The organism is Mycobacterium sp. 1423905.2 (genome assembly GCF_001673155.1).
In the GTDB taxonomy this organism is placed as follows: Bacteria; Actinomycetota; Actinomycetes; order Mycobacteriales; family Mycobacteriaceae; genus Mycobacterium.
Map to the genome: position 1 here is coordinate 17,923 of NZ_LZLE01000350.1, position 12,561 is coordinate 30,483.

At 67.6% G+C, this 12,561-nt stretch carries 1 protein-coding gene; it reads left to right on the forward strand.

Going from position 1 to position 12,561, the window contains the following annotated elements:
* Positions 1-65: 65 nt before the first annotated feature.
* Positions 66-12,485 (forward strand): type I polyketide synthase, encoded by a 12,420-nt coding sequence (locus A9W95_RS23985; RefSeq protein ID WP_067418616.1) that lies wholly within the window; start codon positions 66-68, stop codon positions 12,483-12,485.
* Positions 12,486-12,561 lie beyond the last annotated feature (76 nt).

A 12,561-nucleotide genomic window follows, 5' to 3' on the forward strand; every position in this document is an offset into this window, starting at 1 on the left:
TTCCGTGACGCGGCAAGAGCAGTTTGCCGCAGTCCGAGACGACCAGTAATAGGCGAGGGGTAGTGATGGGTGACCAACTCCAGCATGCGACCGAAGCGCTGCGAAAAGCCCTGGTCCAAGTCGAGCGCCTGAAGCGCACCAACCGTGCCCTGCTGGAGCGGTCCAGCGAACCGATAGCCATCGTCGGCATGTCCTGCCGGCTGCCGGGTGGAGTTGACTCCCCGGAAAGCCTGTGGCAGATGGTCGCCGACGGCCGCGACGTGATGTCGGATTTCCCCACCGACCGCGGCTGGGACCTGGCCGGGCTGTTCGACCCCGACCCCGACGCCCCGCACAAGTGCTACGCCAGCACCGGGGGATTCGTCGAGGGCGTCGCCGACTTCGACCCCGCCTTCTTCGGCATCGCCCCCAGTGAAGCCCTGGCCATGGACCCACAGCACCGCATGCTGCTGGAGTTGTCCTGGGAGGCGCTGGAGCGGGCCGGCATCAACCCAACCGGACTGCGCGGCAGCGCCACCGGTGTGTTCGCTGGAATCATCGCCCAGGGCTACGGCATGTTCGCCGAAGAGATCGAGGGCTACCGGTTGACCGGCATGACCTCGAGTGTGGCGTCGGGTCGGGTGTCGTATGTGTTGGGGTTGGAGGGCCCGGCGGTGTCGGTGGATACGGCGTGTTCGTCGTCGTTGGTGGCGTTGCATATGGCGGTGCAGTCGTTGCGGTCGGGGGAGTGTGACCTGGCGTTGGCCGGCGGCGCGACGGTGAACGCCACACCCACGGTGTTCGTCGAGTTCAGCAGGCACCGCGGCCTGGCGCCGGACGGCCGTTGCAAGGCCTACGCCGGCGCGGCCGACGGAGTTGGTTGGTCCGAGGGCGGCGCCATGTTGGTGGTGGAGCGGTTGTCGGATGCGCAGCGGTTGGGTCATCCGGTGTTGGCGGTGGTGCGGGGTTCGGCGGTGAATCAGGATGGGGCGTCGAACGGGTTGACCGCGCCTAATGGTCCGTCGCAGCAGCGGGTGGTGCGGGCGGCGTTGGCTAATGCGGGGTTGTCGGCGGCTGATGTGGATGCGGTGGAAGGGCATGGCACCGGGACCACGTTGGGTGATCCGATTGAGGCGCAGGCGTTGTTGGCCACCTATGGGCAGGGCCGCAGTGAGCCGCTGTGGTTGGGGTCGATCAAGTCGAATATGGGTCATACGCAGGCTGCGGCGGGGGTGGCCGGGGTGATCAAGATGGTGCAGGCGATGCGCCATGAGGTGTTGCCGGCGAGTTTGCATGTCGATGAGCCCAGTCCACATGTGGATTGGTCGGCGGGTGCGGTGGAGTTGTTGACTCAGGCGCGGCCGTGGCCGGGTGAGGGGCGTGCGCGGCGGGCGGGGGTGTCCTCGTTTGGGATCAGTGGGACTAATGCGCATGTGATTATCGAGTCGGTGGCGGTGGCGCCGCGTCAGCCGGTGGGGCCTAGGGCGGTGGTGCCGTGGGTGGTGTCGGCGAAGTCGGCGTCGGCGTTGGCTGTTCAGGCGGGGCGGTTGGCGGCGTATGTGCGTGCCCATGATGGGCTTGATGTTGCTGATGTGGGGTGGTCGTTGGCGGGGCGCTCGAGCTTTGAGCATCGGGCGGTGGTGGTTGGCGCCGATCGTGACCGGCTGCTGGCCGGGTTGGAGGAGTTGGCCGCTGATGAGGTGACTTCGGTGATCCGCGGTGCGGCGACACCGGCCGGCAAAACCGTCTTCGTCTTCCCCGGCCAAGGCTCCCAATGGGTTGGCATGGGAGTCGAATTATCCGACACTGCACCAGTTTTTGCGCGTCAAATCGAGGCCTGTGCCGAAGCATTCGCGGACTTTGTGGACTGGTCGTTGACCGACGTGCTGCGCGGTGCGCCCGGAGCTCCGGGACTCGACCGCGTCGACGTCGTACAGCCCGTGCTGTTCGCGGTGATGGTGTCGCTCGCCGAACTCTGGAAGTCGATGGGCGTGCGCCCCGATGCCGTCATCGGTCATTCACAAGGGGAAATCGCCGCCGCCTACGTGGCCGGTGCATTGTCGTTACAGGACGCCGCCAAGGTCGTCATCCTGCGCAGCAAGCTGCTCACCGGTCTGGCCGGCCCCGGCGGCATGGTGTCGATCGCCTGCGCCGCCGAACAAGCGCGAGAGTTGTTGGCGCCGTTCGGAGACCGGCTCGGCATCGCCGCGGTTAACGGCCGCTCGGCCGTCGTCGTCTCCGGCGAGGTGACCGCGCTCGAGGAGCTCATTCAGCACTGCACCGACCTGGAGCTGCGCACCCGCCGCATCGACGTCGACTACGCGTCCCATTCGGCCGAGGTGGAGGCAATTCGCGACCAGCTCACCGAAGCCTTGGCGGACATCGAGCCTCGTTCCACTCGCACCGCCTTCTTCTCCACGGTGACCGGAAGCCGTTTGGACACTGTGGATTTGGACGCCGGCTACTGGTTCCGCAACATTCGGCAGACGGTGGAACTCGATCAGGCGGTGCGCAGCGCCTGCCAGCATGGCTACCGCACCTTCATCGAATCCAGCCCGCATCCCGCACTCATCGCCGGAATCGAAGACACCGCAAACGACTGCCTCGACGGCACGGAAGCCGTCGTCGTACCGACCCTGGGACGCGAAGACGGTGGCCTGGAGCGGTTCCTGCAGTCGGCCGCCACCGCCTTTGTTGCCGGTGTCGCCGTGGACTGGCGCGGCGCGTTGGAGGGCGCCGGCTTCGTCGAGTTGCCCACGTATGCCTTTGAGCGGCGACGGTTCTGGCTGTCCGGCGAGGGCACGGGGGCCGACGCCAGCGGGCTGGGATTGACCGCCAGCGACCACGCCATCCTGGGCGCGGTGGTCGAATTGCCCGCGTCCGGGGGAGTCGTGCTGACCGGTCGGCTTGCACCCAGCGCCCAAGGCTGGCTGGCCGACCACGCTGTCTCGGGCATGGTCGTCTTCCCGGGCACGGGCTTCGTCGAACTGGCGGTGCGTGCCGGCGACGAGGTCGGCTGCTCGGTCCTCGACGAGCTGACCCTGCGTGCGCCGTTGCTGATCCCCACAACGGGATCGGTTGCGGTGCAAGTGGTCGTCGGCTCCGCCGAAGAAAGCGGACAACGCAGCGTCTCGATCTACTCTCGCGCGGACTCCGACGGCGCCTCGGTGTGGGTACGGCACGCCGACGGGGTGTTGCGCGACGGAACCGTGCAGCCCACCGCCGACCTCGCGGTATGGCCGCCCGCCGGCGCTGTCGCGGTCGACGTCGCCGGTGGTTATGACCGGTTGGCCGCCCGGGGCTACGGCTACGGGCCGGCATTTCGCGGGTTGACCGCGGTGTGGGCCCGCGGCGACGAACTGTTCGCCGAAGTGCGACTGCCTGAATCGGCGGGCGCGGTGTCCGGCTATGGGGTACACCCGGCGCTGTTGGACGCGGCCTTGCACGCAGTGGTGATCGCCAACCCCGACGCAGAACTGGTACTTCCCTTTGCCTGGCAAAGCGTTTCACTGCACGCCGCGGGCGCCTCGGTGGCGCGCGCGCGCATCGCACCGGTAGGTCCGTCGGCGGTGTCGGTCGAGCTCGCCGACGGTCTGGGGCTGCCCGTGCTGTCCGTCGCGGCGATGGTGGCCAGGCCGGTGAGCGAGCAACAGTTGCGTGCGGCGGTGTCGAACACGGGGGCGGACCGCCTCTTCGAGCTGGTATGGGCGCCGGCGACGGCGACCAGTGAAGCTCCCACGCCGTCGTATCAACTCTTCGAATCGGTTGCTTTCGAAGAAGATCCAGTCACCTCCACCTATGCGCGGTCGCACGAAGCGCTGACGACCATCCAGGCGTGGCTGACCGAGCCGGACTGCGACGTACTGGTGATCGCCACTCGGGGCGCGATGGCGTTGGCTGATGAAGATGTTCGCGACTTGGCCGGCGCCGCCGTCTGGGGACTCGTGCGATCGGCTCAGACCGAGAACCCGCAGCGGATCGTCTTGGTCGACTCCGATGTGCCGTTGGACGAGGAAGCCGTCGCGTCTGCGCTGGCTGTCGGTGAGCCGCAGGTGCTGCTCCGCGGCGGACAGGTCTACACACCGCGCGTCCACGGCACCCGCGCTGTCGAGGGCATCTTGGTGCCGCCGGGCGACGGGCCATGGCGGCTGGGCCTCAGCAGCGCAGGAACATTCGAAAACCTTCAGTTGGAGCCGGTTCCGAATGCCGGAGCACCATTGGAGCCCGGCCAGGTCCGCGTGGCGCTGCACGCCATCGCGGCCAACTTCCGCGACATCATGATCACCCTGGGCATGTTCACCCATGAGGCGCTGCTCGGTGGCGAAGGCGCGGGCGTGGTCGTCGAAGTCGGTCCCGGCGTCACCGAGTTCGCCGTCGGCGACTCGGTATACGGCTTCTTCCCGGACGGCAGTGGCACCCTCGTGCCCGGTGACACCCGGCTGTTGCTGCCGATGCCCGCCGACTGGTCCTACCCCGAGGCGGCCGCGATCTCCGCCGTCTTCACCACCGCATGGTTCGCCTTCGTGCATCTCGCCGACGTCAAGCCGGGGCAACGAGTACTCATCCACGCCGCGGCCGGCGGCGTCGGAATGGCCGCCACCCAACTCGCCCGCCACCTGGGCCTGGAAGTCTTCGCGACCGCCAGTAAGGGTAAGTGGGATGTGTTGCGCGCGTTGGGATTCGACGATGATCATATCTCCGATTCGCGCAGCTTGGAGTTCGAAGACAAGTTCCGGGCCATCACCGAGGGCCGGGGCATGGACGTGGTCTTGGACTCGCTGGCCGGAGAATTCGTGGACGCCTCACTGCGCCTGGTCGCCCCGGGCGGCGTCTTCTTGGAAATGGGCAAGACCGACATCCGCGACCCCGGCGTCATCGCACAGGAATACCCCGGGGTGCGCTACCGCGCGTTCGACCTGTTCGAGCCCGGCCGTCCCCGCATGCACCAGTACATGCTCGACTTGGCCGAACTCTTCGACGCCGGTGTGCTGCGTCCCCTGCCGGTGACGACCTTCGACGTGCGCCGTGCGCCGGCGGCGTTGCGTTACCTCAGTCAGGCCCGCCACATCGGCAAGGTGGTGATGACGCTGCCCGACGCCTGGGCGGCCGGCACGGTGCTCATCACCGGCGGCACCGGCATGGCCGGGTCGACGTTGGCTCGCCACATCGTCGCCCGCCACCGGGTGCGCGATCTGGTATTGCTCAGCCGCACCGGCCCCGACGCGCCGGGCGCGACCGAGCTGGTCGCCGAATTGACCGACGCCGGCGCGCACGTGCAGGTGGTGGCCTGCGACGCGGCGGATCGCGCGGCACTGGCCAAGGTGATCGCCGACCTTCCCGTGCAGCGGCCGTTGTCCGGCGTCATCCACGCGGCCGGCGTTCTCGACGACGCGGTCCTGACATCGCTGACGCCACAGCGCATCGACTCGGTGTTGCGCGCCAAGGTGGACGCGGCATGGAATCTGCACGAGCTGACGCGCGACCTGAACGTGGCTGCGTTCGTGATGTTTTCGTCGATGGCTGGACTGGTCGGCTCGTCCGGGCAGGCCAACTATGCGGCGGCGAACTGCTTCCTGGACGCGTTGGCGACGCATCGGCGCGCGCATGGGCTGCCCGCGATGTCGTTGGGCTGGGGCCTGTGGGACCAGGCCAGCGCCATGACCGGCGGACTCGACGCCGCGGACCTGGCCCGCCTGGGTCGCGAGGGTGTTCTGGCGTTGTCCTCCGACGAGGCGTTGGCGTTGTTCGACACCGCACTGATCGTCGACCAGCCGTACCTGGCGCCGGCCCGTATCGATCTCGGGGCGCTGCGCGCCCACGCCGTCGCCGTACCGCCGATGTTCCGCGACCTGGTCAACGCGCCCACCCGTCGGCAGGTGGACGATTCGCTGGCTGCGGCCAAGTCGAAATCGGCTCTGGCACAACGCCTATACGGACTGCCCGAAGCCGAACAACAAGCCGTCGTCCTGGATCTGCTGCGCTCGCACATCGCCACCGTGCTGGGCACTGTCGCGCCCGAGGCGATCGATCCGGACAAAGCCTTCCAGGAGTTGGGCTTTGACTCGCTGACCGCGGTCGAGATGCGCAACCGCCTCAAATCGGCCACCGGCCTGTCGTTGTCACCCACCCTCATCTTCGACTACCCGACACCAAACGGTCTGGCCTCCTACATCCGCGGCGAATTGGCTGGCGCACCTCGCGAGATCAAGCAGACACACGCGGTACGCGCCACCGACGACGACCAGATCGTCATCGTCGGCATGTCCTGCCGCTACCCCGGTGGGGTCGAATCACCAGAAGACCTGTGGGACATGCTCATCGAGCGCCACGACGTGCTCTCGGATTTCCCCACCGACCGCGGCTGGAACCTCACTGGCCTGTACAACCCGGACCCCGACGTGGCGGGCACCTGCTACACGCGCACCGGCGGCTTCGTCGACGGGGTGGCCGACTTCGACCCCGCCTTCTTCGGTGTCGCCCCCAGTGAAGCGCTGGCCATGGACCCCCAGCAACGGATGCTGCTCGAGCTCGCCTGGGAAGCGTTGGAGCGCAGCGGGATCGAACCCGGCTGCCTGCGGGGCAGCGCGACCGGCGTGTTCGCCGGGGTGTACACCCAAGGTTACGGCCTGGGCGCCGCGCAAGCGGCGGAAGGCTTCCGGCTGACCGGCCAGTCCACCAGTGTGGCGTCGGGTCGGGTGTCGTATGTGTTGGGGTTGGAGGGCCCGGCGGTGTCGGTGGATACGGCGTGTTCGTCGTCGTTGGTGGCGTTGCATATGGCGGTGCAGTCGTTGCGGTCGGGGGAGTGTGACCTGGCGTTGGCCGGCGGCGCGACGGTGAACGCCACACCCACGGTGTTCGTCGAGTTCAGCAGGCACCGCGGCCTGGCGCCGGACGGCCGTTGCAAGGCCTACGCCGGCGCGGCCGACGGAGTTGGTTGGTCCGAGGGCGGCGCCATGTTGGTGGTGGAGCGGTTGTCGGATGCGCAGCGGTTGGGTCATCCGGTGTTGGCGGTGGTGCGGGGTTCGGCGGTGAATCAGGATGGGGCGTCGAACGGGTTGACCGCGCCTAATGGTCCGTCGCAGCAGCGGGTGGTGCGGGCGGCGTTGGCTAATGCGGGGTTGTCGGCGGCTGATGTGGATGCGGTGGAAGGGCATGGCACCGGGACCACGTTGGGTGATCCGATTGAGGCGCAGGCGTTGTTGGCCACCTATGGGCAGGGCCGCAGTGAGCCGCTGTGGTTGGGGTCGATCAAGTCGAATATGGGTCATACGCAGGCTGCGGCGGGGGTGGCCGGGGTGATCAAGATGGTGCAGGCGATGCGCCATGAGGTGTTGCCGGCGAGTTTGCATGTCGATGAGCCCAGTCCACATGTGGATTGGTCGGCGGGTGCGGTGGAGTTGTTGACTCAGGCGCGGCCGTGGCCGGGTGAGGGGCGTGCGCGGCGGGCGGGGGTGTCCTCGTTTGGGATCAGTGGGACTAATGCGCATGTGATTATCGAGTCGGTGGCGGTGGCGCCGCGTCAGCCGGTGGGGCCTAGGGCGGTGGTGCCGTGGGTGGTGTCGGCGAAGTCGGCGTCGGCGTTGGCTGTTCAGGCGGGGCGGTTGGCGGCGTATGTGCGTGCCCATGATGGGCTTGATGTTGCTGATGTGGGGTGGTCGTTGGCGGGGCGCTCGAGCTTTGAGCATCGGGCGGTGGTGGTTGGCGCCGATCGTGACCGGCTGCTGGCCGGGTTGGAGGAGTTGGCCGCTGATGAGGTGACTTCGGTGATCCGCGGTGCGGCGACACCGGCCGGCAAAACCGTCTTCGTCTTCCCCGGCCAAGGCTCCCAGATACTAGGCATGGGAATGGGATTGCACGCCGCATACCCGGTGTTCGCCGAAGCCTTCAATACCGTGGTCGGCGAACTGGACCGCCACCTGCTGCGCCCATTGCGCGAAGTAATGTGGGGCCACGACGAAAGCGTCCTCAACACAACCGAATTCGCTCAACCAGCGCTGTTCGCGGTGGAAGTGGCGCTGTACCGGTTATTGGAATCATGGGGCGTGCGACCCGATTTCGTCATGGGGCATTCCGTCGGGGAGCTGACCGCCGCCCACGTGGCCGGGGTGCTGTCCCTGGAAAACGCGGCCGTGCTGGTGGCCGCCCGCGGCCGCTTCATGCAGTCACTGCCGGCCGGCGGGGCCATGGTCGCCGTGCAAGCCACCGAAGACGAAGTGCGCCCGCTACTCGACGATGAAGTCGGGATCGCGGCGATCAACGGCCCGACCTCAGTAGTGGTTTCGGGCGCGGAGGACGCAGTACTCGCCATCGCCGAGAAACTGCGCGCCGACGGTCGGCGAGTTCACCAGCTGGCCGTGTCGCACGCGTTCCACTCGCCGCTGATGGAGCCGATGATCGACGAGTTCGGCACCGTGGCAGCGGGTTTGACCATCAACAAGCCCACCATCCCGGTCATCTCCAACGTGACCGGACAGTTGGTCGGCGACGATTTCGGGTCGGTGACGTACTGGAAGAAGCACGTCCGGCAAGCCGTCCGCTTCGCCGACAGCATTCGCTTCGCACAGTCCAACGGCGCTACCCGCTTCCTGGAAGTCGGCCCCGGCAGTGGGTTGACCGCATCGATCGAGGAGTCGCTGCCTGACGTCGCGGTGCTGACCGTATCCGCGATGCGCAAGGACCGGCCCGAGCCGGTGACGCTGGTCAACGGGTTGGCCCAGGCCTTCGCCGCGGGAGTGCGGGTGGATTGGCGTCAGGTGATCGGGCCCGCCAACTTCGTTGAGCTACCGACGTATGCCTTTGACCGGCGGCGTTTCTGGCTGTCCCACGACACCACCACCGTCGACGCCGCCGACCTCGGCTTGGCACCCGGCGAGCACCCGTTGCTGGGAGCCGTCGTCGAGTTGCCCACCTCTGGTGGTGTTGTGTTGACGGGCCGGTTGTCCGCTGCGACCCAAGGCTGGTTGGCCGATCATGCGGTCGGCGGCGTCGTGATCTTCCCCGGCGCTGGCTTCGTCGAGTTGGCCATCCGGGCCGGCGACGAGGTCGGCTGCTCGGTCGTCGACGAACTCACGTTGGCGGCGCCGCTGATCCTGCCTGCTGACAAACCTGTTGCCGTGCAGGTGGTTGTCGGCGCATCCGATGAGTCCAGGTCGCGCAGCGTCTCGGTCTTCTCGCGGCAGGACGCCGGTTCGCAATGGTTGCTGCACGCCGAAGGCTCGGTCGGTTCCGCGGCCGTGCAACCCAGTGCCGACCTCACGGTGTGGCCCCCGGCCGGTGCCACGCCGGTCGAGGTGGCCGGAATCTACGAGCGGTTAGCGGAACACGGGTACGGCTACGGTCCGGCGTTCCAGGGACTGCGCGGGATGTGGCGGCGCGGTGACGATCTGTTCGCAGAGGTCTCGCTGCCCGAGACGGGCGGCCTGACACCCGCGGGCTTCGGCGTCCACCCGGTGATTCTGGATGCGGCCTTGCACGCCATCATCGTCGCTGCCGACGAACGCGGGGACTTCGACCGTGCCAGCGGCGTGCTGGTGCCGTTTGCCTGGCAAGGTGTTTCACTGCACGCCGCCGGAGCGGCGGCGGTACGAGCGCGGATCTCTCCGCTGGGACCGTCTTCGGTGTCGGTGGAACTGGCAGACACTTTGGGCCTGCCGGTGTTGTCGGTGGCCTCGATGGTCGCCCGTCCGGTGACCGAGCAGCAGTTGAAGGCCGCGTTGTCCGGTGCCAGCGGCGACCGACTCTACGAAGTGGTCTGGTTACCCGCGCCTGCGGGCGGCGGGGCTGTGCCGCCCTACGAGGTCTACCAGTCGCGGCCCGTCGGTGAGGACGTGTTGGCCGACGTCTACGCGGCGACACATGCCGCATTGGCTGCGGTACAAACGTTTTTGGCCGAACACGACTCCGGCACGCTGGTGGTTGCAACGCAAGGCGCAGTGGGGCTGCCCGACGAGGACGTGGCCGACCTGGCCGGCGCAGCCGTCTGGGGGTTGGTGCGGTCGGCGCAGACCGAACATCCCGGCCGCATCGTCCTGGTGGATTCCGACGGACCGCTCACTGACGACGGAGCTGCGGCGGCCCTCGCGGTGGGCGAGCCGCAAATGCTGTTGCGCGACGGCACACTGCACATCGCCCGCGTACACGGCAGTCGCGCCGTCACGGGTCTGCTGGTGCCGCCGAGCGACGGTCCGTGGCGATTGGCCATGAGCAGTGCGGGAACGTTCGAAAACATGCACGTCGAGCCGATTCTCGACGCGGACACGCCATTGGCGCCCGGCCAGGTACGCATTGCGACACGGGCCATGGCCGCCAACTTCCGCGACGTCATGATCGCCCTCGGCCTGTATCCCGACGAGAATGCCGCGATGGGTGTCGAGGCGTCCGGCGTGGTGATCGAAAGTGCCCCGGGCAACCGTCTTTTGGCCGTCGGCGACCGGGTAACCGGCTTGTTCCCCGAAGGCACCGGTACCGTCGCGACCACCGACGAACGTCTCATGCTCAAGATTCCGGCGGGCTGGTCTGACACCGAAGCCGCCACCGCGCCGGTGGTCTTCGCGACCGCCTACTACGCCTTGTCCAGGCTGGCTCGAATTCAGCCCGGCCAGCGGCTGCTGGTCCACGCCGCCGCCGGAGGAGTCGGCATGGCCGCGGTGCAGCTGGCCCGGCACTGGGGTGTCGAAGTGTTCGCCACCGCCAGCCGCGGCAAGTGGGAGACATTGCGCGCGTTGGGCTTTGACGACGACCACATCGGCGACTCGCGCAGCCTGGACTTCGAGGAGAAGTTCCGGGCGACCACCGGTGGGCAAGGCGTCGATGTGGTGCTGGACTCGCTGGCCGGTGAGTTCGTCGACGCCTCACTGCGACTCGTCGCTCCCGGCGGTGTCTTCCTGGAAATGGGCAAGACCGACATTCGTCAACCCGATGTGGTCGCCGAGAAACATCCCGGTGTGCGCTACCGCGCGTTCGACTTGTTCGAAGCCGGTCCGGATCACATTCAGCGGATGCTCACCGAGTTGGGAGAGCTCTTCGACGCCGGAGTGCTGCAGCCCTTGCCCGTGACGACTTTCGACGTGCGCCGGGCGCCAGCGGCGCTGCGTTACCTGAGCCAGGCTCGGCACATCGGTAAGGTCGTGCTGACTTTGCCGTTCGGGCCCGGTGGCGCATGGGGTTCGGGCACGGTGCTGATCACCGGCGGAACTGGTATGGCGGGCGCGGCGCTGGCCCGCCATATAGTCGCCCACCACGGCGTGCGGCGTCTGGTGCTGGTCAGCCGCCGCGGCTCCGATGCGCCGGGTGCGGCTGAGTTGCGTGCGGAGTTGACCGATGCGGGTGCGCAGGTGCACATCGTCGCCTGCGATGCCGCCGACCGCGAAGCGCTGGCCAAGGTCATTGCCGACATTCCGGTGCAGCATCCGCTGTCGAGCGTGATACACGCCGCCGGAGCCCTCGACGACGCGGTGGTGACGTCGCTGACCCCGGAGCGAGTCGATTCGGTACTTCGCGCCAAGGTAGAGGCGGCTTGGAATCTGCACGAGCTCACCCGGGATCTCGACCTAAACGCGTTCGTGATGTTCTCGTCGATGGCCGGGCTGGTGGGTTCCTCCGGTCAGGCCAACTACGCGGCGGCCAACTCCTTCCTCGACGCACTGGCAGTGCACCGGCAGGCGCACGGGCTGCCGGCGCTCTCGTTGGGTTGGGGTCTCTGGGATCAGGCCAGCTCGATGACCGGTCGACTGGCCACCGTCGACTTCGCCCGGTTCGCCCGCGATGGCATCGTGGCGATGTCGTCGGAGGAGGCGCTGCGATTGCTGGACACCGCAATGATTCTCGGCGAACCGTTTACGTTGCCCGCCCACATCGATGTGGTGGCGCTGCGGGCCAAGTTCGACGGCGGCACTTTGCCACCCATGTTCGTCGATCTCATCAATGCTCCGGCACGTCGTCACGTCGACGACAGCCTCGCCGCTGCCAAGTCCAAGTCCGCCCTGCTGCAACGTCTGGACGGGCTGCCCGAGGACGAGCAGCATGCCGTCCTGTTGGATCTGGTGCGCTCACACATCGCCACCGTGTTGGGCAGCGCCAGCCCGGAAGCCATCGACCCGGACCGGGCCTTCCAAGAGTTGGGCTTCGACTCGCTGACGGCGGTCGAGATGCGCAACCGCCTCAAAGCCGCTACCGGACTAGCCCTTTCGCCGACGCTCATCTTCGACTACCCGAACTCAGCGGCGCTGGCGGGCTACTTCCACCAGGAGTTGGTAGGCAGCCAGGAAGCGGCCGCGCCGCAGACGGCACCGGGTGAAGCCGAACTGCAACGAGTGGTGGCTTCCATCCCGGTCAAGCGGCTGCGGCAGGCCGGCGTACTGGATCTGCTGCTGTCCTTGGCCAATGAAAGCGACGGCAACGGACAGGCGGCCGGCTCTGTGGCGCGCAACGGTTCCAGCGAGGATGATCTCGCGGACATGGACCTCGACGCCCTGGTCAATGCGGCGCTGATGGACGATGACGACTAGCCGCAGCGAGGGGCCCCAGTGAGGATTGCGGTCACCGGGGCCGACGGCTATCTCGGCCGCAATCTTGCGGCCCGCT

Excerpts from the sequence above, each read along its gene's own strand:
- A9W95_RS23985 (WP_067418616.1), top strand. The coding sequence starts at position 66 with ATGGGTGACCAACTCCAGCATGCGACCGAAGCGCTGCGAAAAGCCCTG.